19 protein-coding genes and 1 other RNA gene are annotated in these 24,479 nt (G+C 31.6%); 18 read left to right on the forward strand and 2 right to left on the reverse strand.

Translation table 11 applies throughout. From position 1 onward, the window contains the following. The first annotated feature begins 251 nt into the window (after window positions 1–251). The 16 genes from pfkA (at window position 252) to KPL54_RS00700 (ending at window position 21,540) form a co-directional block, all read left to right on the forward strand. Window positions 252–1,211 carry a 6-phosphofructokinase gene (pfkA, locus tag KPL54_RS00625; protein WP_216103759.1) on the forward strand — a complete coding sequence of 320 codons (960 nt, stop codon included), beginning with the start codon at window positions 252–254 and terminating at the stop codon, window positions 1,209–1,211. Window positions 1,212–1,282: 71 nt separating this feature from the next. After that, on the forward strand, window positions 1,283–3,043 hold the full coding sequence (gene pyk / locus KPL54_RS00630) for a pyruvate kinase (RefSeq protein WP_216103760.1): 1,761 nt from the start codon (window positions 1,283–1,285) through the stop codon (window positions 3,041–3,043). 288 nt (window positions 3,044–3,331) lie between these two features. Further along, window positions 3,332–3,691, forward strand: coding sequence for a DUF1540 domain-containing protein (locus KPL54_RS00635; protein ID WP_216103761.1), 360 nt, complete (start codon window positions 3,332–3,334; stop codon window positions 3,689–3,691). Window positions 3,692–3,815: 124 nt separating this feature from the next. After that, window positions 3,816–5,201 carry a 23S rRNA (uracil(1939)-C(5))-methyltransferase RlmD gene (rlmD, locus tag KPL54_RS00640; RefSeq protein WP_216103762.1) on the forward strand — a complete coding sequence of 462 codons (1,386 nt, stop codon included), beginning with the start codon at window positions 3,816–3,818 and terminating at the stop codon, window positions 5,199–5,201. A 257-nt stretch (window positions 5,202–5,458) separates the two neighbouring features. Further along, window positions 5,459–6,037 carry a TetR/AcrR family transcriptional regulator gene (locus tag KPL54_RS00645; protein WP_216103763.1) on the forward strand — a complete coding sequence of 193 codons (579 nt, stop codon included), beginning with the start codon at window positions 5,459–5,461 and terminating at the stop codon, window positions 6,035–6,037. Between the two features lie 234 nt (window positions 6,038–6,271). Next, window positions 6,272–7,273 (forward strand): NADP-dependent oxidoreductase, encoded by a 1,002-nt coding sequence (locus KPL54_RS00650; RefSeq protein ID WP_216103764.1) that lies wholly within the window; start codon window positions 6,272–6,274, stop codon window positions 7,271–7,273. 75 nt (window positions 7,274–7,348) lie between these two features. After that, window positions 7,349–8,194, forward strand: a complete 846-nt coding sequence (locus KPL54_RS00655) for an alpha/beta fold hydrolase (RefSeq protein ID WP_216103765.1) — start codon at window positions 7,349–7,351, stop codon at window positions 8,192–8,194. 245 nt (window positions 8,195–8,439) lie between these two features. After that, complete coding sequence (locus KPL54_RS00660) at window positions 8,440–9,285, forward strand: nitroreductase family protein (protein WP_216103766.1); 846 nt, start codon at window positions 8,440–8,442, stop codon at window positions 9,283–9,285. 493 nt (window positions 9,286–9,778) lie between these two features. Then, window positions 9,779–11,023 carry a hypothetical protein gene (locus KPL54_RS00665; RefSeq protein WP_216103767.1) on the forward strand — a complete coding sequence of 415 codons (1,245 nt, stop codon included), beginning with the start codon at window positions 9,779–9,781 and terminating at the stop codon, window positions 11,021–11,023. A gap of 223 nt (window positions 11,024–11,246) precedes the next feature. Beyond that, the gene (locus tag KPL54_RS00670) at window positions 11,247–12,656 is read left to right on the forward strand and encodes an alanine/glycine:cation symporter family protein (RefSeq protein WP_216103768.1); all 1,410 of its coding nucleotides are present in this window, start codon (window positions 11,247–11,249) and stop codon (window positions 12,654–12,656) included. Between the two features lie 196 nt (window positions 12,657–12,852). Continuing rightward, complete coding sequence (gene lepB / locus KPL54_RS00675; protein WP_216103769.1) at window positions 12,853–13,368, forward strand: signal peptidase I; 516 nt, start codon at window positions 12,853–12,855, stop codon at window positions 13,366–13,368. A gap of 635 nt (window positions 13,369–14,003) precedes the next feature. Then, window positions 14,004–15,926, forward strand: a complete 1,923-nt coding sequence (locus tag KPL54_RS00680; protein WP_216103770.1) for an OPT family oligopeptide transporter — start codon at window positions 14,004–14,006, stop codon at window positions 15,924–15,926. Beyond that, window positions 15,913–16,263 (forward strand): PqqD family peptide modification chaperone, encoded by a 351-nt coding sequence (locus KPL54_RS00685; RefSeq protein ID WP_216103771.1) that lies wholly within the window; start codon window positions 15,913–15,915, stop codon window positions 16,261–16,263. The genes KPL54_RS00680 and KPL54_RS00685 overlap by 14 nt, the downstream gene beginning before the upstream one ends. Before the next feature lie 300 nt (window positions 16,264–16,563). Continuing rightward, entirely contained in the window at window positions 16,564–17,955 is a 1,392-nt protein-coding gene (gene pepV, locus KPL54_RS00690; protein WP_216103772.1) for a dipeptidase PepV, read from the forward strand. A gap of 244 nt (window positions 17,956–18,199) precedes the next feature. Beyond that, window positions 18,200–19,288, forward strand: a complete 1,089-nt coding sequence (locus KPL54_RS00695; RefSeq protein WP_216103773.1) for a dipeptide epimerase — start codon at window positions 18,200–18,202, stop codon at window positions 19,286–19,288. 53 nt (window positions 19,289–19,341) lie between these two features. Then, on the forward strand, window positions 19,342–21,540 hold the full coding sequence (locus KPL54_RS00700; RefSeq protein WP_375372969.1) for a HelD family protein: 2,199 nt from the start codon (window positions 19,342–19,344) through the stop codon (window positions 21,538–21,540). A gap of 444 nt (window positions 21,541–21,984) precedes the next feature. Here KPL54_RS00700 and KPL54_RS00705 read toward each other — a convergent pair whose 3' ends face one another. Then, complete coding sequence (locus KPL54_RS00705) at window positions 21,985–22,350, reverse strand: DUF4363 family protein (protein WP_216103774.1); 366 nt, start codon at window positions 22,348–22,350, stop codon at window positions 21,985–21,987. Between the two features lie 23 nt (window positions 22,351–22,373). After that, a complete protein-coding gene (locus KPL54_RS00710) occupies window positions 22,374–23,078 on the reverse strand; it encodes a DUF421 domain-containing protein (protein ID WP_216103775.1) in 705 nt (234 codons plus the stop codon). A gap of 238 nt (window positions 23,079–23,316) precedes the next feature. On the opposite strand from KPL54_RS00710, the gene ssrS reads away from it, so the two are divergent. Next, a non-coding RNA gene (gene ssrS, locus KPL54_RS00715) (6S RNA) lies at window positions 23,317–23,505 on the forward strand. Window positions 23,506–23,665: 160 nt separating this feature from the next. Next, the gene (locus tag KPL54_RS00720; protein ID WP_216103776.1) at window positions 23,666–24,469 is read left to right on the forward strand and encodes a hypothetical protein; all 804 of its coding nucleotides are present in this window, start codon (window positions 23,666–23,668) and stop codon (window positions 24,467–24,469) included. Window positions 24,470–24,479: the final 10 nt, after the last annotated feature.

Consider the following 24,479-nt stretch of genomic DNA (forward strand, 5'->3'; position numbering starts at 1 on the left):
AAATAAATATTTATTTCTATAAACCGTTGAATGTTTCGAGAATTTTGTATAATATTAGAGTATAAAGGGTATTTTTTAATAATAGTTATATTTTTGTTGTTAACATGGACATATTATGACCATGGTGGGATAGATTTATCCCTATGGTACAGAAATGGAAAACAATTAATAATTGTTTTATACCTCGAAGAATTATAAGGGGAAAAATTAGTAATTGTTTATTCTATAGAGAGTTATAAGGAGGAATAGTTATGAAAACAATAGCGGTATTAACAAGTGGAGGCGACGCACCAGGAATGAACGCAGCCATTAGAGCAGTAGTTAGGATGGCTATATTCAAAGGAATAAGAGTTATGGGTGTACAAAGAGGGTATAGTGGACTTATAAATGGTGAAATATTTGATATGGATAGACATTCGGTTTCAGATATAATTCATAGAGGTGGAACTATTCTTAGAACTGCCAGGTGTGAAGAATTTAAAACTGAGGCTGGAAGAAAAAAGGCAGTTAATGTACTAAGAGTTTTTGGTATTGATGGACTAGTAGTAATTGGTGGGGATGGTTCCTTTGCAGGAGCACAACTTTTATCAGACCTCGGTATTGCAACTGTAGGTATACCAGGAACTATAGATAATGACCTTCCATATAGTGAATATTCGATAGGGTTTGATACAGCACTAAATACAGTGCTTGATGCTATAAATAAAATAAGAGATACTTCAAGTTCTCATGAGAGAATTAGTGTAGTTGAAGTAATGGGAAGAAATTGTGGAGATATAGCCTTATATGCTGGTATTGGTGGAGGAGCTGAAGAAGTAATTATACCTGAAAAAGGGTATGAAATAGATTCTTTGTGCAAAACTATATTTGAAGGTAAACTAAGAGGCAAAATGCACAATCTAATAATCCTTGCTGAAGGTGTGGGCGGTGCCAATGAACTTGCAAAGCAGGTTGAAGAAATAACCGGAATTGAATCAAGAGCTACAATACTCGGACATATTCAAAGAGGTGGAAGTCCAAGTGCATTTGATAGAATGCTTGCATCTAAAATGGGCGTAGCTGCTGTAAAAGTACTTATAGAAGGCAGATCAGGAAGAGTTATTGGTATGAAAAATGGCAAAATAGTTGATGAAGATATCAATGAAGCACTAGAAATACCAAGAAAATTTAATGAAGAACTTTATGAAATATCTAAAATTCTTTCTTACTAAAGTGATTTAATAAGAAAGCTTATATATAAAAGCTAAATATAAAATAATATACAATAAGAGGAGAATAATTAATGAAAAAAACTAAAATGATTTGTACAGTAGGACCAGCTAGTGGAAGTATGGAAACTATAAAAGCTTTAATAAATGCAGGAATGGATGCTTCAAGACATAATTTTTCACATGGTGATCATCAAGAACATAAAGAAAGAATTGATAAAGTAAAACTAGTTAGAGCAGAAATGAATAGACATATTGCTATAATACTTGATACTAAAGGACCAGAAATAAGAACAGGAAATTTTTCAGCTGGCAAAGTTGAATTACAAGAAGGATCTAAATTTACTGTTGTTTGTGGTGAAGAAGTTATTGGAGATGAAACTATATGCTCTGTAACTTATGAAGAATTATATAAAGATGTTGTTGCTGGAGATACTATATTAATAGATGATGGTTTAGTAGGACTCACAGTAGAAAGCGTTGAAGGCAAAAAAGTACATTGCGTAGTTGCAAATACTGGTATGGTAGGAAATCACAAAGGAGTTAATGTTCCTGGAGTTGCAATAAATCTTCCTGCACTTACAGCAAGAGATATTGATGATTTAAAATTTGGATGCGAAATAGGTGTTGATTTTATTGCAGCATCATTTGTAAGAAAAGCATCAGATGTACTTCATATAAGACGTGTTCTTAATGAAAATGGTGGAGAAAAAGTACAAATAATTTCTAAGGTTGAGAATCAAGAAGGTGTTGATAACATTGATGATATTATTAAGTTATCCGATGCTGTCATGGTTGCCAGAGGAGATTTAGGCGTTGAAATTCCAACAGAGGAAGTTCCAATAGTTCAAAAAATGATGATAGCTAAATGTAATGCTGCTGGTAAAGCAGTTATAACAGCTACTCAAATGTTAGATTCTATGATCAGAAACCCAAGACCAACTAGGGCAGAGTCTTCAGATGTTGCAAATGCAATATTTGATGGTACAGATGCTATAATGTTAAGTGGTGAAACTGCTAATGGTAAATACCCAGTTGAAGCAGCTACTATAATGGCTAAAATAGCACAAACTGCTGAAAATGCTCTTAACTACAAAGAAAATTTAAAGAATAAGGGAGCAGTTCATATTCCTAATGTACCAAATGCTATTAGTTTAGCTACTTGTACTACTGCTATGGAATTAAACGCTTCAGCTATTATTACTGCAACTCAAAGTGGTAATACAGCAAGAAAAGTTTCAGCTTATAGACCAGAATGTCCAGTTATTGCGGTTACTCCTTATGAAGTAGTAGCTAGAAGTTTAGCATTAAATTGGGGCGTTGTTTCAGTATGTGCTGATAAAATAGAATCTACAGATAAACTTATAGATAATTCTGTAGCTATTGCATTAAAAGCAGGATATGTACAAAAGGGAGATTTAGTAGTTATTGCTGCTGGAATTCCTGCCAATTTTGTAGGTAGTACAAACATGATGAAGGTTCATATTGTTGGTGATATATTACTTCAAGGTAAAGGAAATATAAGCGCATCAGCTTGTGGTACAGCTTGCTTTGCTGAAAATGCAAAAGAAGCAAATGAAACTATGCGTGATGGTGATATTTTAGTAGTAAAAACATTGACTAAGGAATATACTAATTTATTAGATAGAGTTTCAGGAATTATTGTTGAAGAAGATGCAACAAGATCAGATGTTGTTGTTGAGGGTACTGCAAAAGCAGTTCCAATGATATACAATGCAAAAGGAGCAGTTGATATTATTAAAACTGGTTCTTTTATAACAATGGATGCAGCTAGAGGCCTTGTGTATAGTGGTAGGGCTAATATAAAAAACTAAAAAAACTTTCTGAAGTTGTTGATATTTAAGCGACCCAGGAGATGAATTAAGGATTGTCATATAATTGGCAATCCTTTTTCTTTTTTATAAGAATATAAAATATTTTAAGTAATTATGCATAAATAAAAAAAATTTGGTTACAATTATAAGTACAAGCAAATAACATGGCAACTGATTTCTTTTAAAGCACCTATATGGTGCTTTTTTTTTATCTGTAGTATAATAAAAAGTAAAGCAAGGAATTATAATTAAATATAATATTAAAATTAAATATTTGGAGGGGTAGATATGAGAGGGACTCTAAGTTGTACTGCCACAAATTGTGTTAATAATATGTCTGGGATATGCTCAGCGAGTACTATCAATATTTTAGGATCAAATGTTCATAGCAAAGAGGAGACGCAGTGTGAAACATTTGCTGAAAAGGGACTGAAAAATTCATTTAATAATGTACTTAATATGAATGTTATTGGAGAAATTAAACAAGCATTTAATAATGACGAAATAGAAATGAGTCCCAAAATTGAATGCGAAGTTATAAACTGTGTGCATAATAGGGATGAAGAATGTGTTGCTCGTAATATTATGGTAAATGGTAGAGAGGCTTTAAGCAGTGAAAGAACAGAATGTCAGACGTTTAAAGAATAAGAAAAATTTAAGATTGTGAAATAAGCATTTTTTCTTTGCATTTGTTATAAAGGCATCTAGAAAAAAATCTAGATGCTTTTAGTATGGGAAAAATAGTAGTAGATAGAAGGTTGGAGGAGAATTCATGAAAAGAAAACTTGAGAATTATGTTATACCTGTTAAAAAAAATGAAGATTATATAATAACTATAGATAATATGGGATACGAGGGTGAGGGCGTAGGTAAGATTGATGGATTTACCGTTTTCGTTGCGGGTGCAATAGTAGGAGAAAAGGTGTTAATAAAAATTGTTAAGATATCTAAAAATTTTGGCTTTGGAAAGTTGCTCGAGATAATTGAGAAATCGATAAGCAGAATAGAACCAGTATGTGACATATATAAAAGCTGTGGAGGGTGCAACTTGCAGCATATAGATTACGCGGCTCAATTAGATTTTAAAACCAATAGAGTAAATCAAGTTATAAATAGAATAGGAAAATTAGAGAAAGTAATTGTGCATCCAACACTCGGGATGGAGTCTCCATATAATTATAGAAATAAGGTTCAATTACCTTCCAGCAATAAAAATGGGGAAGTGAAAATTGGGTTTTATGCGGCAAGAAGTCACGACATAATTAACATGGAAAACTGCTATATTCAAGACAGTGTAGCAGATATTGTAGTAAAACTTACAAGAAAGTGGATAAAAGAGTTTAATATACAATGTTACAACGAAGAAAATCATCAAGGAATTTTACGCCACGTTATGATTAGAAAAGGATCTAAAACAGGACAGGTTATGGTTGTGTTGGTTACAAATGGTAAAAGCCTTCCTTATAAAGAAGAATTTATAGCAATAATTACTAAAAAGATTAAGGGTATTGTGAGCGTAATACAAAATATTAATAGCGAAAAAACTAATGTAATACTCGGAGAAACTTGCACGACGTTATGGGGTAAAGATACAATAACTGATTACATAGGAGAATTTAAATTTGAAGTTTCTCCACTATCATTTTTCCAAGTTAATTCAGTTCAAACAGAGGTGCTCTACGATAAGGTACTAGAGTATGCAAATTTAAGCGGTGGCGAAGTTGTACTTGACGCTTATTGTGGTACAGGTACTATTTCATTGTTTTTATCTCAGAAGGCTAAAAAAGTTTATGGTGTTGAAATAGTACCACAGGCTATTGAAAATGCTAAAATAAATGCTAAAGTAAACAATGCAGAAAATACAGAGTTTTTAGTAGGGGAAGCAGAGGTAATTATTCCAAAACTTATAAATGATGGAGTAATTGCTGATGTAGTTGTAGTTGATCCACCAAGAAAAGGTTGCGATAAAACTCTACTAGAAGCAATAAGCCATATGGGACCTAAAAGTATAGTTTATGTTTCTTGTGATCCAGGTACATTAGCTCGTGATTTAGGAATTTTAAATGAACTTGGATATATTACAAAGGAAATCCAGCCCGTAGATATGTTCCCACAGACGGCGCATATTGAGTGCGTTGCAAGGATAGAGAGGAAATAGGCTGATATCAGAAGAGTTAAGTATTAGTGAAAATTTATGTGTGATTTATGTTTCCTCAGACGAGAGTTTGGGGGAATTTTTAATTTAGGGTCAAAATAGACTCTTCGATATATAAAGATTATGTACTTGTTATGCTCTTTACTAAATATAGAGCTTAGAGGTTTAAACGAAAATATAGACCATTGAAGGAATATGAAAATAATTCTTGACCGATCGTTCTCAAAATGTTATTATGCTATTATCAAGGAGGGAAGTTAATGGGACGAAGCAGGGAATTTGATGAAAATGTAGTTCTACAGAAGGCTATGGAATTATTTTGGGAACAAGGCTATGAAAAGACATCTTTGAGCGATCTAGTAGAGCATATGGGAATACATCGTAGAAGTTTATATGATACATTTGGCGACAAGCATACATTATTTTTAAGAACGATAGATTGTTACGAAGAATTAATAAAAAACGAAGTACAAGTTAGAATTTTACATGCAGAAACGGCAAAACAAGCGATACAATTTGTCTTTGATTTTATGATCGAAGGATACGAGGATAGACCATGGGGTTGCTTAATTGTAAATTCAGCAACAGAGATGGCTCTTCGAGATAAAGAGGTAGAAGAAAAGACGGAAGAGGCATTTATGCAAACAGAGCATCTTCTTGCGGATATTGTTCGAAAGGGACAGCAAAGCGGTGAATTTTCCTGTGATTATGATGCTGAAGTTTTGTCAGAAATCTTGCAAAATACTTTGCTTGGAATTCGTGTACTTTTAAGAACCTCGGCGAGCAAAGAAAAATTGCATCGTATAGAGAATTTTTTCTTGGATTTGTTAAATAAATAATTTTTTTACGCTAATTAGAATGAACGTTCTCAAAAAATGCGCTTAGCTCCTTGAAAATCCTATTTAACAATAAAGCAAGTAGAATCATTATGCAAATCGTTAATAAAGAAAGAATTGATTTCTATGAAAAAATAATTAATTAATTTTAAAACTAGTTAGCAAACCCGGTGATAAAATGCTGACAAGCAACATAAGGAAAATTTGTACTAGTGATTTTTATTATAGGAGGTATTTATGAAAGTAGCACAGATTAGAAAATATTCAAAAATTATTGCAGCAGAAGTAAATGATATTCCAATTCCAGAAATTGGTGACAATGAAGTTTTAGTTAAGGTTAAAGTTGCGGCAGTCAATCCGTTGGAAATGCTTATTATTACCGGTAGCGTAAAATTGATTCAGGATTATAAGTTCCCATTGACGCTTGGTAACGAACTGACAGGTGTGATTGAAAAAATCGGTAAAAAAGTGCAGGGATTTAAAGTAGGAGGTGCAATATATTCACGGCTGCCATTAACAAAAATCGGAGCTTTCGCCGAATATGCGGCAATTGATGCAGGTGCTATCGGGCATTTACCGGTTAATCTTGATTTTGTGACCGGGGCGGCTGCACCATTAACTGGATTGACTGCTTATCAGGGATTACATGAAGAATTGGAAGCGAAAGCCGGTGAAACCGTGTTTATCCCTGGCGGTTCCGGATCATTTGGACAAATGGCCATTCCTATTGCCAAGTCAATGGGGCTTAAAGTGATTGTCAGCGGAAATCATCAGGCACGTGAGCGGACAATTGAGATAGGCGCAGACCAATACCTTGATTATACAACTGAAAATTATTGGGAATTGCTTAGCAACATAGATTATGTGATTGATACCTTGGGACCAGATGAATTCGATCATGAACTTTCGATTATTAAACCAGGCGGCAGGCTTCTTTCTCTGCGGACCGGTCCTAACAAGCGTTTTGCAGAAGATCATGGATTTCCAGGTTGGAAACAAAAACTCTTTGCTTTTGCTGGGTCTAGATATGATAAAAAGGCGAAGAAAAAAGGGGTTCAATATCGTTTCATTTTTGTTCGAAGTGACGGAGCACAATTAGAAAAGATTAAGAAAATTATTGAAGATAACAAGATCGTACCTGCGGTGGATCAGACAGAATTTCGTATTGAAGACATTGATAAAGCACTTAATCTTGTTGCGCAAGGCCATATAAAAGGGAAAGTTGTCATCAAATTTTAAGGAATGATCTGTACAGGTTCATTTTAAGTTTGTGTTATATTCCAATGAAATCATTTTAGATAAGGAGGGACTTAAATGAACACAAAATATTCATATATAAGACAGCCAAATTTAAGTATTACGGCGGCAGATGGAACAGTATATGCTTACCGTGAGCTAGGTGAGAAAAAAGGTATTCCAGTGATTTTTTTTACTCATCTGTCAGCGAATCTTGACAACTGGGATCCGCGTGTCGTGGATGGCGTTGCCGAAAAGCATTGGGTGATTGCATTTGATAATAAGGGCATCGGACTTTCCGGTGGAACAGTTCCGGATACCATTGAGCAAATGGCAAGAGATGCTTTGACCTTTGTTCATACTCTGGGCTTTGAACAAATCGATATATTAGCACTTTCTATGGGTGGCATGGTTGCGCAAGAACTTTTAGCTATTGAACCGAAACTTGTCCGCAAACTTATATTGACTGGAACAGGTCCCCGTGGCGGTGAAGGTATTAAGAACGTTACGAAAATCACTAATTTTGATATGGTACTCGCCATATTTACGCTGAAAGACATAAAAACATATTTGTTTTTTACGCGTACAGATAATGGCAAACAAAAATCAAAGGAGTTTCTGGCTCGTATTAAGGAACGTAAAGAGGCGCGAGATAAGATGATTAGTATCAAGGGATATTGTACACAGCTTAAGGCGATTCACAAATGGGGATCGGCAGAACCTGCTGACTTGTCAAAAATTAAGCAACCTACGCTTGTTGTGAATGGGGACAGTGACAGAATGGTACCTACGCTGAATTCCTATGATTTGGCAAAGCGAATTTCGGATAGCAAGTTGATTATTTATAAGGATTCCGGTCATGTTGGGATTTTTCAAAATCATGTTGAATTTGTGAAAGCAGTACTAGAATTTATGACAAAATAATAATATGAAATCAAGACACCCAAAAATGGGCAGTACATTTAAGAAAGAAAAGCGATAGTTGACTTGATTTTATAACAGTGGGATTGTGCTATTAAAATAGTTTGTTATGTAGAAATTTTCACATTATCAAGCAAGGCGGAATGTTGATTATATCCATAGGACGGCATTACATAGGATTATAAATTAGAGGAGTGCTTTAATGAGAGTGCAGTTTTTATTAAATATAACGAAATGAGGTAGAAAGAATGAAACTTAATATTCCAATAGAAGAAACTATTAAAAAAAGGGTAAGTGTAAGAACCTATGATTCTAAAAGCCTTTCAGAAAAGGATAAAGAAAAATTAGTGAATGAAATTAATAAGTTAACGAATCCATTTGGAGCAAAGGTTCAAATTCATCTAATTGAAAAAGAGGCAGTAGCCAATGGAGGAAAATTAGGAACATATGGAGTAATTAAAGGTGCAAAGACATTCTTAGGTGTTTCTGTTGAGAAGAGTGAATATGGACTTGTTGCGGCTGGATATCAATTTGAGAATCTGATTTTATATGCCACCAATATGGGGATTGCAACTGTCTGGTTGGCAGCGACATTTAGCAGAGAGCAATTTGAAACTGCCATGGATATAAAAAAAGACGAACTGTTTCCGGCAATTTCTCCAATTGGATATGCAGCAGGCAAAAAAAGTATTACTGAAAGCCTGATGAGAAAAACAATGAAGTCAGATAAACGGAAACCATGGGAAGAGATTTTCTTCCAGGATTCTTTTGAAAATCCACTTTCAAAAGAAGAAGCAAATGAGTATTTAAAACCTTTGGAAATGCTTCGCTTAGCACCTTCTGCTACTAATGCACAACCATGGAAAGTAGTGAAAAAACAAGGCTCTTATCATTTTTTTGAGTCACATAAGAAGAATATAAAAGAAGAGGAAATTATGATTAAAAAGGTTGATGTTGGAATTGCTTTAAGTCATTTCCATCAGACAGTGCTGGAGAATGGATTAACTGGAAATTTTGAAAAGCAGTCAGATTTTAAAATAGATGTTCCAGATAATACGGACTATATTATTTCCTGGAATATAGATAAGAAATAAAAAATATCTAAGGGGTGATAAATACATGAAATGTAATGTGATTCCTTTAAGGAAAAACATTAGATCCATTAGTGGAAAAGTATCAAAAATCTATTAAGAATGTAGATAAAATAATTATTATTGCACCACTGTGATGGAATGATGTTCCAGAAATTCTTAAAGGTTTTATAGATAAAGTTATGAAAATAGGTTTTGCGTATTAGTATCATTTATCTACCACAACACATATTGAATGCGTTGCAAGGATAGAGAAAAGTTAGGTGCCACCCACGTGGCAACTGGTATGTGAAAGATTTTAAGCAAAATTGAATTGCCTTTTATGTTCCCTCAGACATTAGTTTGGGGGAATTTTTTAATTTAAGGGTAGTTATCTAAAAAAATGTATTCTAGGACAAGTGCTTTTTTAATGACCATAATAATTAATACATGTATTAATTATGGTATAATAGAATAATATGAATATTTAGATTTTGCATAGAAAGGGAGCGATTAAGTGCAAAAAATTAATGAAATTAAAGTTGGAATAGGATTTGCAACTGGAAGAAAAAGCTTCCAAAAGGTACTTAGAACTAACATAAGCAATTGGGAAGAATCTGGTTTGGTGGAAAACAAAAGGATAAGTTTAAATGTTTTTGTGGCATATGATCTTCATTATAATAAAACTAAAGTAACTGATTACACAAACATACATCCAGATTTAGTTAAGAAAATTGATAGTAGCACTTTTATTGGAAGTGTATCAACACAAGAAGAAATTGACTATTTAATTAGAGAGAATGTTCTTACCCTTGAAGAAACTAAAAAGATCTTTGGTAGGGGGTATGCAGCTAAACGTAATGCTGTGCTATATAATGCTATAAAAAAAAATATGGATTATTTAGTGTTTCTAGATGATGATGAGTATCCAATGGCAGTAACAAATACACGTGATACTGCAATTTGGGGAGGGCAATTTGTTTTGTCAGAGCATCTTAAAAATATTAAGAATGCAGACATTACCCATGGACATCACTGCGGGTATATATCTCCTATACCGTATATGGAGTTTAATGATATTATGACTGAAAGAGATTTCAGATCATTTATTGAGGCTATAAGTAATGATATTGTTAAGTGGGATAGTTTAAAATCAGTTATGAAAAACGGAGGAATAACTTATGCTGATACAAGTATACTTACTAGCCATGATGCCGTAGAGGTTGTGGAAGAAAATCATTCTAAATTTATATCAGGGGCGAATTTATGCATTAATCTTACTAAACCTGAGCGCGTTTTCCCATTTTACAATCCACCGGGAGCTAGAGGAGAAGATACTTTCCTAGCTACATGTCTAAGTGATAGAAAAGTTCTACGCGTGCCATGTTACACATTTCATGATGGATTTTCTACATATAATAATCTTTTAGAGGGTGTTCTCCCAATAAGACTTAAGTTTATTAGGGCTGATAATGAGAAGGTTACTACACGGTTTTACAATGCGTGCATAGGCTGGATTCGTTATAAACCATTACTGCTATATATAACACATCCAGACCGTTATGAGGAAAAGATTAAAGAAATGAGAGAAGAATTGAAAGTTACGTTGCCTAAAATTTGTGAATATTTCGGAAAACCTGAATTTATTAACATTTTGTCAGAACTTGAAAAATATCATAAAAATGTAGAAAAACATTACGGTGAATTTCTTGAAACACAATGTATTTGGGGGAAGATTATGGAACACTTTGCAAAAAAATAAATAATAATATGTTTATAAACTTAATAAATATACAGTTGTAAAACTGAAAAGGCTCCTAGGCATAGCGCTTATGAACCTTTTTTGTGTGCTAATATAAAAGGCAGTAAATACGAGCATATGAATGATGTTGTGCTTATAAAAGTCATTTGTGCAAAAATTTAGAATTGATAAAAATTTATGAATAATATATAATAATAAAATAATTATAAAAGGGGGAATGTATATGGAATCATTTGCAAAACTAATATCTCAAATTGATGGATGGGTATGGGGCATACCACTTATCGTTTTATTATTTGGAACGCATTTATTTTTAACATTTAGGTTAAAATTTATTCAAAAATATATATTCAAGGCTATAAAAATTTCAGTAACAAAAGATGATTTTGGGGATGGGGATGTAAGTCAATTTAGTGCTTTAACAACAGCACTTGCGGCGACTATTGGAACTGGAAATATAGTTGGTGTTGCAACGGCAATCGGCCTTGGGGGGCCAGGCGCAGTTCTTTGGGTTTGGTTAACGGGTGTTTTTGGAATAGCTACAAAGTATTCTGAATCTTTATTATCTGTTAAATATCGTGTTAAAACTAAGGATGGAAGCATGGCGGGAGGCCCTATGTATGTTCTTGAATATGGTCTTGGGCAGAAATGGGCAGGAGTATTATTTGCATTATTTACAAGCATAGCGGCTTTTGGTATTGGATGTATGGTGCAAGCGAATTCTGTATCATCATTGGTATATGAAACATTTAAGGTGCCAACTTGGATTACTGGACTTGTAATATCTATATTAGTTGCAATTGTTATATTAGGTGGAATAAAGAAAATAGCTAAGGTTTGTGATATTTTAGTTCCATTCATGGCAATATTTTATGTTCTTGGATGTATTGTACTTCTTATATTGGGATATAAAACAATTGGAAGTACAATAGTATTTATATTTAAGGACGCATTTTCACCTCAAGCTGCAACTGGTGGATTTGCCGGAGCAGGAATTATGATGGCGATGAGATATGGTGTCTCAAGAGGTCTTTTCTCAAATGAATCAGGTCTTGGTAGTGCACCAATTGTTGCGGCTGCAGCAAAAACAAGAAATCCTGTTAAACAAGCTCTTGTTTCTTGCACAGGGACATTTTGGGACACAGTTGTTGTGTGTGCTATGACAGGTATAGTTATTGTAAATTCGGGTTTGTGGCAGGAGGGGTTAAAGGGAGCTGCACTTACTAAAGGAGCATTTGATGCTATACCAGTTATAGGACCTATAATTTTAACCATAGGACTTCTTACATTTGTATTTTCAACTATACTAGGTTGGTCATACTATGGAGAAAAAGCAATTGAATATTTACTTGGTAAAAAAGCAATTGTTCCTTATAAGATATTTTGGGTTATATTTGTTTTTGTTGGCTCAGTGTTCTCACTTAATCTAGTTTGGGATTTAGCGGATTTGTTTAATGGATTAATGGCTATTCCGAATTTAATAGCTTTAATATTACTCAGCCCTGTAATTGTAAGTGAAACTAAAAAATATTTATGGGATGATAATCTTGATGGAATAGATAATGATCCAATAAAGGTAATTGATGATAAAGGAAAAGTTGTTAATGAAGAAGTGAAAAATATTCAGATGTAATTAAATTTCATATTTATAAAAGAAAAGCTCCTGACATGTTATAATGTTAGGAGTTTTTACAATTCAAATTATACATATTTTAAAATCAAAATCATTTAAAGTTTATCAAATGTTAACATATAATAAACTTTTAATACAGACTATATATTTATATTGTGATAAAATATTAATGTATAATATTTGAGAGGGGATAAACATGAATTTAGTAAAAAAGATATTTCAAGATTGGATATTACCGATATTTGCAGCGATTATAATAGCGTTTATTATAAATAAGGTCATTTTTTTTAATGTAACTGTTCCGACTGGTTCAATGCTACCAACAATAAATCTAAATGATAAGATTTTAGTAACAAGAGTTCATAACCTAAATAATCTTAAGCATGGAGATATAGTAGTATTTCACTCCGATGAACTAAGCGAAGATTTAATAAAGAGACTTATTGGGTTGCCAAATGATTTGGTGGAAGTTAAAGAAGACGGATCTGTGTACATAAACAATAAAAAAATAGATCAAAGTTATGTTGTATATCCAGGTGGTAAAACAGGTAAATATAAAGTGCCGGCGGATAGTTATTTCTTTATGGGAGACAATAGAATTAATTCTTTAGATGCGAGATACTGGGATAAACCTTATATACCTGGGAAAGATATAATGGGTAAGGCGAGAATCAGAATTAGTCCTTTTAGTAACTTTGGAAAATTAAAATAATGAAATAGCAGAGTATAAATGCAAGTTTATATATCTGCTATTTTAATTTTTTGAAAATTCAGTAGGAATCAATTTAAATTACAATTTAATGGTTACTAAATTGTAATCTTATGCAAAACAACCCTATAAAAGGTACTGTAAAGGTTAACGTAAACTTATGGCATATTTGAAAAAAACTATTAGTATTTTTTGAGGATTAGGAAACAATATATATACATGACAAAATCATAAAAACGAATAAGAATATAACTGTACTTTCAAAAGTCATAATATAGTATTAAATTGACTATGCAACAATGGTATTAAATTATGAGAAATGAAGTATTGTGTAGATATTTAAGTAATAAACAAAGATAATATGAAAATTTCGTAAAAAATAACTAATTTCATATTTAGACATTTTTATAACATATGGTATTATAAATTGTTAATTAAAAATATACTAATTATAAGGGGGACATATTATGGAGAAATCTAAAAAGTTTCTCATATAGCTTATGGTGGAATTAAAGGTGAAGATTATTTGCCATTTGTACCAGCTAGGCAAGAAATGCAAAACAATAATAGCAATATCAATAATTCTAGGTAAATTAGGTTATAATTATGGCCAATAAATGTAAAAGGAGGTACGTATTATGGATAATAAATTGTCAAAAGGCGCATACGGTGGAGTAAATGGTAAAGATTACGTTCCTTACGTTTCAACTGGTTCTAAATCAGGTGGAAACGTTGCCGTATTAATAATTGGTATTTTTTTAGCTGCTTTGTTCTCAGCTTCAACTGCCTATTCAGGTATGAAATCAGGGCTTACAGTTGCGGCTGGTATACCGGGTTCTATAATAGGTTCAGCATTTATAGCGTTATTTGCTAAGCAAAAGGGTATACTTGGGAAAAATTTATTGCAAGGTATGTCAAGTGGTGGAGAGTCAGTCGCTAGTGGTATAATATTTGTTTTACCTGCAATTCTTTTAATAGGTGCTAAAGTTACGTTCATGGAAGGTTTGGTTGTTGGTGTAGGTGGAGTTTTATTCGGTATAGGAATAGCTTCTCTTGTTCATAATTACTTAATGGTTGAAGAACATGGTAAATTAATGTACCCTGAATCAATGGCTATATCTGAAACACTTGTTGCTTCAGAAGGAGCCGGAGAAACAATGAAGTACATGGGAATAGGTTTTGGAATAGGAGGTGTTATAACTGTTGTAACTAGTTCTTTTATGAATGTAGCTAACAACGTTATAAGTTATGTAAATGAATCTTTCTACAAGTGGAAATTTGAAGTGGAAGTTAATCCTCTATTATTAGGTATAGGATTTATAGTCGGCATAGATGTTTCTCTAACTATGTTTGCTGGTTCTATATTATCTAATTTCGGTATTATGCCTTTAATAGGATATTTCATTAATCTTGGAAGAGATGGAGCAACTGTATGGAATGATCCTAGCGTTGCTATAAATGCTATGCAAGTTAAAGATATAGCAGGTAGTTATGTGAAATATATCGGTGCTGGTATGATGCTTTCTGGTGGTTTTATAGGTGCTATAAAGCTTATACCTACCATAATATCTTCCATAAAGGAGACTATGAATGCTAAGGCTTCAAAGGGTACTGGTAGCTCATCTGCTGGAAACATTATATTAATTAGTGGTATAGTGATAGCTTTTATAGGAGGATTCATGATATCTGGTGGTAATATATTAATGGCGATAACTGCTTCTATTTTATCATTATTCTTATCATTACTATTTGCTATAGTTTCTGGTCGTTTAACAGGTACTATAGGAACTTCAAATCTTCCTGTATCTGGAATGACTATAGCTTCTATAGTTGTTGTAACATTATTATTTGTTGTAATGGGATGGAAAAATCCTGCAAACAACAAATCACTACTTTTATTTGGTACATTTATAGTTACTGTTATATCTGTAGCGGCTGGTTATTGTCAATCTCAAAAAGTTACTTACATAGTAGGTGGCGACAAAAATGAAATGCAAAAATATTATGCTATAGCTGGTATAGTAGGTGTTGTAGTAGTTATTGGTACTATATTATTACTTTCGAGTAAACTTGCAATGACTGGAGATAACGTTTCGTTTGCATTACCTCAAGCTAACTTAATGGCAACGTTAACTGCTGGTATAATGTCAGGTAAATTACCTTGGGTTATGGTAATTGCTGGTATTGTTATGGGAATTGTTTTATATATATTGAAACTTCCTGTAATGACAATTGCTATAGGATTCTACTTACCGATAGCTACAAATTCTATAATATTAGTAGGCGCGTTAGTTCGTTTATTTATAGAGAAAACTTCTAAATCTAAAGAAGAAAAAGAAGTTAAAATTGAGAATGGTATAGGATTATCGTCTGGTCTTGTTGCTGGTGGTTCAATAATTGGACTTATAGGTATTGTACTTCAAGTATTGAAAGTTATAAAAGGAAATGGACCAAGTGGGTTTGCTGCTTCTAATGGAATGGCATTCGTAATATTAGCAGTTCTAGTAATAGCCACTATAATACCTATAATGAAAAGTAAGGTAAAAGATGCTAGAAAATAATGAAGATGTTTTAAATATAATATTTAAAATTTTTCATGATTTAGAGTATGAATTGGATAAAGATAATATTGTGACTGTACTTGAAAAACAAGATCATAAGCTTCAAAGGGTCTTTAGAAAACTTAATTTCAAAATTCCAGATTATAAAAAGACTTCTTTAGATGAGTATGGAAGTTGTGTGTTTTTACAAATAGATGGCAAGAAAACTGTAAAAGATATTGGAGAAAATCTAGAAGCAAAGTATGGTGATAAAGCTCACCCACTTTATGAAAGATTATTGTTGTTCTTAAACCATATCGATGTTAATTGCCACTATATAGAAAAAACAAATTTATAATACAAAAGATGGCAATGCATTGTAGTTGTCATCTTTTGTTATTAGTAAGCTAGGACATGGTTGAAAAAGACAGCTTAAAAAGTTTAATGTAGAAGAAGAGACGTGTATGCTACAAAAATAGACACGAAAACTATTTAATGTTATAATTTAACTACGGAATAAATAATAGATTAAATAATAAATATAAAATATAAGTTAAGAGCCGTTATGGCTCTTAACTGTTTTTTAGGAGACATTTATGTTTAATAATAAAAACAAAAATAATCTACTTTAATAGATTATTAAGAGAGGGGAAAGAATATGGAATTAAACAAATTAATTGATGGCATGAAAGAGGACATTATTAAATCTACACAAGAAATTATAAAAATTAAAAGTGTAGAAAGTGAACCTAAACCTGGGATGCCGTTTGGTGAGGGTGTAGCTAAATCATTAGAGTGTGCGTTAGACACTGCAAAGAGATTAGGACTTCATACAGTTAATGTAGATGGATATGTAGGATATGCAGAGTATGGAACGGGTGACGATTATGTTTTAGCACTAGGTCATTTAGATATAGTTCCAGAAGGTGATGGATGGATTTACCCACCTTATGGCGCAGAGATTCATGATGGAAAAATGTATGGACGTGGAACTACGGATGATAAAGGTCCAATAATGGCAACACTGTTTGGTTTAAAAGCAATAAAAGATGCAAAATTGCCTGTATCTAAGAGAATTAGAGTTTTATTTGGCACTAATGAAGAAACAGGAAGCAAGGAACTTGATCATTACTTAGAAAAAGAAAAACCACCAGTTGCTGGGTTTACACCAGATGCTGACTACCCAATAATTAATGGAGAAAAAGGTATAACTATTTTTGATATTGTAAAAGATTTTAATAACATAAATAAAGGTGAAAACATTATAAAATATATTAAAGGTGGTCAAGTTTCTAACATGGTACCTGATTATTGTGAGGCAGGAATTATTTCTACTAATGCTAATGTTATAGTTAAATTATTAAGGACTTTTATAAAAGATACTGAGTATAAACTATCTGCAGTGGTTAACACAAATTTGATAATAATTAAATCTATAGGTGAAGCAGCTCATGGAAGTACACCAGAGTTTGGAAAGAATGCAATAATGCAATTATTACAATTTCTAGGAACCATAAATCTTGACTCAAATGATGCTTCTGAGTTAGTAGAGTTTTTAAATAAGAATATAGGAATGCAGACGCATGGTGAGTCTTTTGGTGTTTGCCTTGAGGATAAGATTTCGGGAAAGTTATCATTTAATGTTGGAGTTATAAATATGGATAGAAATTCTGCTACGGTAACATTAAATTTAAGGTATCCTGTAACAAACAAATTAGAGGATATGATGACTCCATTTAATGAAAAAATAAAAGGGACTGGATTAAGAGTGGAAAAATTTGTACATCAAGAGCCATTATACTTCCCACCAGATAGCTCAATTATAAAATCACTTCAAAAAGTTTATACTGAGCAAACTGGAAAAGAAGCTACATTGGTATCTATAGGTGGAGGAACTTATGCTAAAGAAATGCCTAATATTGTAGCTTTTGGACCAATGTTTCCAGGAGAACCAGATACTATTCATAAACAAAATGAATATATTACAATAGATAATTTGATTAAGAATGCTAAAATATATGCTCATGCATTGTATGAACTAGCAAAATAGATATATAACTTATTTTATAAGGTACGTATCTTGGTAAATAATAAATAACATTTAGACCTATGTCTTATAAAATAAGATATAGGTTTTAGTGTTCTTGTAATGTGAATTTGTATAAAGTCATAGAATTAAACTGGATATAGAAGTATAATAGAACATTATACTATAAAAAATTTTCATAACATTGTATAAATAAGTTAAATAATATAAAAACTATAAAAAATCAGATTTTTAGCGAGGGATAATTATGAAAATACAAGACATTAAGATGGGTAGAATTAGTACTCCGCTGAAACACGGATATAAAGTAGGCAAGAGAATGCTTACATTTTCCGATGAAATAGTTATAAAAATGATTACAGATACAGGGGAAGTAGGTTATGGCAGCGCCGCACCAACACCGCTTATAACTGGGGAAACAGATAACTCAATAATTGGAGCTATAAATTATATTAAACCTGAAATTATAGGCTTAGATATTGAAAATATTGAAGAAATTATGAAGGTACTTCATAATTCTATTCACGGTAATAATAGCGCGAAAGCTGCTATTGATATAGCTATATATGATTTACTTTGCAAGAAATATGGAATACCACTTTATAAATTTTTGGGTGGTTATAAGACTTCATTAACTACAGATCTTACTATAGTAAATGATACAGTAGAGCAAATGGTAGGGAAATCTTTAAAAGCTGTAATGGATGGTTATACTTGTTTAAAGGTCAAAGTTGGGAATCATGTGGATTTTGATATAGAGAAAGTTAAATCAGTAAGAAAAGCAGTAAGGCGTGGAATAAAGATAAGAGTAGATGCTAATCAAGGCTGGAGACCTAAGGAAGCTGTAAGCATAATTAGAAAATTCGAAGATATGGGGCTTGATATTGAGTTTGTTGAACAACCGGTTAATGCCTGGGATATAGATGGACTAAAATATGTGACAGACAATGTTTCAACGAAGATTCTTGCAGACGAAGCAGTTTTTGGACCATCGGATGCTTTTAAGATAATTGAAAAAAGAGCAGCAGATCTCATAAGTATAAAACTTATGAAATGTGGAGGAATTAATAATGCAATAAAGATATATAACATGGCAGAAAATATGGGTATAAGATGTATGATGGGATGTATGTTAGAAAATAGAATAGGCATAACAGCAGCAGCTAGTTTTGCAGCATCAAAGTCTAACTTGGTTAAAGCTGATTTAGACACTATGTTGTACTTTGATAAGTGTGCAATAGTTGGTGGCGCAGCTGTAGAGGGTAATACTATAACTATTAACGATTCCCCGGGTCTTGGTATTTCAGATATCATTGGATGGAATGAAATTTCTTAGAGATATGTATATTTATTTTAGAGTTAATAGATTAAAAATTACAAGCAAATGAGGTGATAGTTTTGAATAATAATGAATATGATATAGAGGCTAGTTCGGTGGAAGTCGAATTAAAGAAGCAGCTAGAGTTTAATATAGAAGAAGATAAATTAAAGTCTGTTGTTGATATTATTAGTGAGGAAATTTTAAAATATATTGAGAAGAGAAAGGAAATTACAAAATATATTTTAGAATATAGAAAAAAAGTAATTGAAGACTATAGAGATGATGAAGATATGGTAATAGAGTATTTTGATCATGAGATATATGTGAAAGAAGAGGCGTTTAAAACTATTGATAGAAGACTTAAGGAGTTAACTGCACTTAAAAGCTCTCCTTATTTTGGAAGAATAGATTTTTCTGAAGAAGATTATGGTATAAATGAAATGTATGTAGGAAGATTTGGGGTTACGCCAGACAATACTTATGAACCTATAGTAGTAGATTGGAGAGCTCCTGTTGCATCTCTATTTTACACTGGGTCTTTAGGAGAGGCATTTTATGACGCACCAAAAGAAAAAATAGCAGTGAATATTTTAGCTAAAAGGCAATATATAATAAAGAAAGAAAAGCTTAAAGGCATGTTTGACTCAGCACTAGATATAAAGGATGAAATACTACAAATGGTGCTTAGTGGGAATACGGGTGAAAAGCTCAAAGATATAATAATGACAATACAAAAGGAACAGGATGATTTAATAAGACAACCAAGAACAAAAACTATTGTAGTTGATGGTGTTGCTGGTAGTGGAAAAACAACTATTGCGCTCCATAGAGTTGCATATTTACTTTATAATTATAGAAAAATACTTGAGGATAAGGTTTTAATATTAGGACCTAATAATGTATTTATAGAATATATATCAACAGTTCTCCCAAGTCTTGGGGAATCAGGGGTTAAGCAAACGACATTTAGAGACTTTGCTTTTGATATTTTAGAACTTAAAGAAGTAATGAGTCTAAAAGAATACATGGAAAAAGTGCTTGGTGGAGAAAAAGAATTCGCAAAAGACATAACATATAAAAATTCTATAGATTATAAAAAATTTATTGATGAAGCTGTAGAAAAATTAGATATTGAATATTTTAAGATTGAAGATTTAATTTTTATGGATGAGTTAATAATATCTAAAGAAGATATAAAAGAAATGTTCCATAATTATTATAAAACCATGCCTTTATTCAGAAGAAGTAAAAAAATTAGAAGAATTATATTTTCTAAAATTACTGATGCGAGAGATGAAAAAGTTAGGGTTATACAAAAGGAATATGAAAAGACTGTTTTTTCTTTACCTGAGGAAGAAAAGGAATTAAAAATAAATGATTTAGATTTTAATAGAAGACTTAATATTCGCGAAGTTATAAGAGCAGTACTTATGCTAAAAAGAAGCCTTACTTGGCTCAATAATGGAAACTGTGTTGATTTATATAACAAGATCAATGGGTATAAAAGATTAACTGAAAATGATTTAGGTGGTATCTTATATTTTAAGATTAAGCTTGAAGGTACAAAAACATCTGAACAAATAAAACATGTAGTAATAGATGAAGCTCAGGATTATAATGAACTTCAGTTTTTAGTTATAAAGGAATTAACCGGGTGTAGTTCTTTAACTATAGTTGGCGATAGCAATCAAAGATTAATACCATATGGCGGGAAATTACCTATGCATGATATGAAAAATATACTTCCAAATTGTAATGTTCAGGAGTTTAGACTAAATACTAGTTATAGATCTACAAAAGAAATTATGGAGTATGCTAATAAATATTTAGATCATGATCCAATTGTTCCAATAGTAAGAAGTGGTGAACCCGTAAGAGAAATATTAATTTCAAACAGGGATGAATTTAAGAAGTTTGTACTAGGTAAAATTGATGATTTTAAAGATAAAACTTATGAAAACATTGCGATTATATGTAAAGATATAAAAGAATCAGAAGATATATTTGGGCTAGTTAATGGAAATGCAAACATTAAAATTATAGATAAGGAAAATGACGTATATCATAGTGGAATTGTAGTGTTACCATCATATTTTGCTAAAGGACTCGAATTTGATGCAGTAATTATGGTCTTAGATGAGCCTGAGGATGTAAGTGATCATAAAGCAGATAATGCTTTAAGTGAATATAAACAAGAAGATAAACTTAGGTATGTGATGGCAACTAGAGCATTACATGAACTTCAAGTAATTAAGAAAAACTTTTAAAAAGTTGCAAAAAAAGGTTTTAAAGGCGGTAGCCTGTCGACTCAGAATATAACAAAAAAATGATTCATACTTTTGTAAGTAACAAGTCTTGCATCTGAAGAATTATTTTTATTATATCTTATAATCATATATTTGTTATGTTTACATTTTGCAAACAACTCTGATGAATATTTGAAATGAAATCATTTTTCTTAGAGGATGCTAACAAAAGGATATATCACGTAAAATGCGTTTGAACAAGCTTTAGAAATTCTTTATTTAATTTATTTGAAGATGCGTTAAGAAAAATACATGTTTGAGCGATAGCGAGTTTGTATTTTTTAGCATCTGTAAATAAATTAAATATTAGAATTTCTTAGCGAAGCGAAAGCAGTTATAGTGATATATCTTTTTGTTGCTATATCATCTAAGAAAAGTTGATAATCTATTATTCGACGGTACAAATTATTTTGTTAGTTCATCCCAATTTTCAACCATTTCATTTAATTCAATTAATGTACTAGCTTTATCTTTACTAGATATAGATCCACGGAGACTAGCAAGGTTTAAATTTATATTATACATTTCATCTCTTTCAACGCTAAATTGTATGCGTGGTATAATTTTTTTCCAGGCAATATCAATACTAGTCACATCTTGTTCAAGTTTATCCCAATTTTCAACTTTTGCATGTTTTATGGATAGATTTACAAAAGCGATTACATCTTCTGAAGGGCTCTGAGGCTTTTTTAAATAGTTACCCCCAAGCATTATTAATACAAAAACTGTTAAAGTAACTATAGGTATAAAGTAAGTTATAAATTTTTTCATAGTTTAAGTTACTCCTTTATATTTTATTTTTTTGTCTGCTTTATATGATCGTTATAAAGATCTACATGTAAACCACTTGTTTCATTATATGTAGCTAAAAATACTTCAGAGACATCAGTAATATTTTGTTTTTTTAGTTTGTTCATTAACCATCTTTCATTCCTATTAATAATTATTAAGTTGTTTTGTACAATGCGGCCGTCATATATAACTTCATAATCAATACAAGCAGTAGAAGTTTTAATATTTAGATCTTTTGGTGTAACTGGATCACTTTCAGTCTTTTTTAAAATGGATAATTGACCATCTTTCTCGAGTATTGCATAAGCAACATCGTTTACGTCAAAAATACCTTTATCTCTTAACTGTGCTAGAAGGTCACCTATGGTATAACGGTATTTTTTCATGGATTCCTCGAGGATCTTTCCATTTGTTATAATAATTGTAGGCTGACCATCTAGAAATTCTTCAGCAGTTTTTGATTTGATGGTTATTAATTGAAGGATAAGACATAAGACAGTCCAGGTAATTAAGCCTACCCAGTGAGGCCAAGCTCTACTAGTTAAGTCTGTAGTTAAAGTAGAGGCTGTAGAACCTATAGTTATACCAACTACATAATCAAAAAAAGTTAGCTGACTAACTTGTTGTTTTCCGAGAACACGAGTAAATATCAATAACGTAAAAAAGCCGATGACTCCTCTTACAAGAACCATTAGACCTTCATTCATAATAACACCTTCTTTAATAGTAGTATCTCCATATTTATAATTTGTATTTATGTAGAAATCATAATTATTATTATTGTTGTGATATAAATTTAAAGAGGTGATTGATAAAGAAAATATTATTAAGTATATTTAAGTATATTTATTTAAAAAAATCATAAAATACTATTGAATTTTAATTTAATTCTGATATAATAAAATTAACAAAACAAATTAAACGTATTCAAATATTTTAAAAATTAGATTTCTGGGGTATTCGTCAAGCTCTTATTTTCAACCTACAATATTTATACGGGAGTTCGAGATCTAGATGTGCATTTGGCTTATAAGACCAATTTTAAATTGGCAAGGACTGTTATACATCTCTGAGGACACCCACCTATCATAAAGATAGGTGTAAAAATTGGGGCAACGGTATTTTGGATTAATAATTTTAAAATTTTGATTAATTTATAAAGAGATAGAAATATCTCTTTTTTTATTGTGTCTTAAATTATAATTTAATTTTTTTATGTTATAATTAATATAAATTAATAAGACATTTTAAAAAAGCAGCAAGCGCACAATGTCTTGCAAAGAGGTGCAATAATATGAGAGAAGACAAAGTTCTTGAGATAATAAAGACTAACCCAATTGTTATAAAAAATATTGAAAATCCTAGTGATGAGATGAAGCTTATGGCGATAAAAAAAGACGGTATAATGATACGTTATATAAAAAATCCTACAAGTGAAATGGCGGATTTAGCAATACAAAGCAATCCACGGGTAATTGAGTTTATAAAGGAACCAACTTATGATATGAAAAAATATGTTGTGTCAAAGCTATGGAATACTTTAGAATTTATTGATAATCCTTCAGAAGAATTGATAATAATAGGTATGAAGCAAAAGGGATATGCAATAAAATACGTTAAAAATCCAAGTGAAAAACTTCAAAAGATAGCTATAGAAAAAGATTATGATTCTATAAAATATATAGAAAAACCAAGTGAAGAAATACAATTTTTTGCTATAAAAATAAATTATGTTGCTTTAAGGTATATAAAAAATGCAACATTAAGTGCTGAGGTATTGGCAATACGCGAAAATGAATCAGCTATAAGGTTTATTGAAAATATAGATGACAATAAAAAGATATTGTTTTTAAAAAGCAACGCATTGGTAATGAAATATATTATTAATGATCTTTCAATGGAGAGTGTAGAGATGGCTTTTAAAGAGGTGTTATCTAAAGAAACTGTAAGGGACAATTATGTTAGAGATTTCATAAATTGTGACAGTATAAATGAGAAATACGGTAACATATCTATGGATAAAGTAATTTTTATTTACAAATATGGTAGCAAAACATGTAAAAAAATAGCAGTTGATGAAAAACTGAATATGATGTAAGAAGGGATGA

The sequence above is a fragment of the Clostridium estertheticum genome (genome assembly GCF_018861295.1).
Lineage (GTDB): Bacteria > Bacillota > Clostridia > Clostridiales > Clostridiaceae > Clostridium_AD > Clostridium_AD estertheticum_D.

Bases quoted from the DNA above. Each gene is read 5' to 3' on its own strand.
- KPL54_RS00645 (WP_216103763.1), top strand. From the start codon at position 5,459: ATGGGACGAAGCAGGGAATTTGATGAAAATGTAGTTCTACAGAAGGCT.
- rlmD (WP_216103762.1), top strand. From the start codon at position 3,816: ATGAAAAGAAAACTTGAGAATTATGTTATACCTGTTAAAAAAAATGAA.
- pepV (WP_216103772.1), top strand. From the start codon at position 16,564: ATGGAATTAAACAAATTAATTGATGGCATGAAAGAGGACATTATTAAA.
- lepB (WP_216103769.1), top strand. From the start codon at position 12,853: ATGAATTTAGTAAAAAAGATATTTCAAGATTGGATATTACCGATATTT.
- KPL54_RS00680 (WP_216103770.1), top strand. From the start codon at position 14,004: ATGGATAATAAATTGTCAAAAGGCGCATACGGTGGAGTAAATGGTAAA.
- KPL54_RS00710 (WP_216103775.1), bottom strand. From the start codon at position 23,078: ATGAATGAAGGTCTAATGGTTCTTGTAAGAGGAGTCATCGGCTTTTTT.
- KPL54_RS00660 (WP_216103766.1), top strand. From the start codon at position 8,440: ATGAAACTTAATATTCCAATAGAAGAAACTATTAAAAAAAGGGTAAGT.
- KPL54_RS00720 (WP_216103776.1), top strand. From the start codon at position 23,666: ATGAGAGAAGACAAAGTTCTTGAGATAATAAAGACTAACCCAATTGTT.
- KPL54_RS00635 (WP_216103761.1), top strand. From the start codon at position 3,332: ATGAGAGGGACTCTAAGTTGTACTGCCACAAATTGTGTTAATAATATG.
- pyk (WP_216103760.1), top strand. From the start codon at position 1,283: ATGAAAAAAACTAAAATGATTTGTACAGTAGGACCAGCTAGTGGAAGT.
- KPL54_RS00695 (WP_216103773.1), top strand. From the start codon at position 18,200: ATGAAAATACAAGACATTAAGATGGGTAGAATTAGTACTCCGCTGAAA.
- KPL54_RS00705 (WP_216103774.1), bottom strand. From the start codon at position 22,350: ATGAAAAAATTTATAACTTACTTTATACCTATAGTTACTTTAACAGTT.
- KPL54_RS00670 (WP_216103768.1), top strand. From the start codon at position 11,247: ATGGAATCATTTGCAAAACTAATATCTCAAATTGATGGATGGGTATGG.
- KPL54_RS00655 (WP_216103765.1), top strand. From the start codon at position 7,349: ATGAACACAAAATATTCATATATAAGACAGCCAAATTTAAGTATTACG.
- pfkA (WP_216103759.1), top strand. From the start codon at position 252: ATGAAAACAATAGCGGTATTAACAAGTGGAGGCGACGCACCAGGAATG.
- KPL54_RS00650 (WP_216103764.1), top strand. From the start codon at position 6,272: ATGAAAGTAGCACAGATTAGAAAATATTCAAAAATTATTGCAGCAGAA.
- KPL54_RS00685 (WP_216103771.1), top strand. From the start codon at position 15,913: ATGCTAGAAAATAATGAAGATGTTTTAAATATAATATTTAAAATTTTT.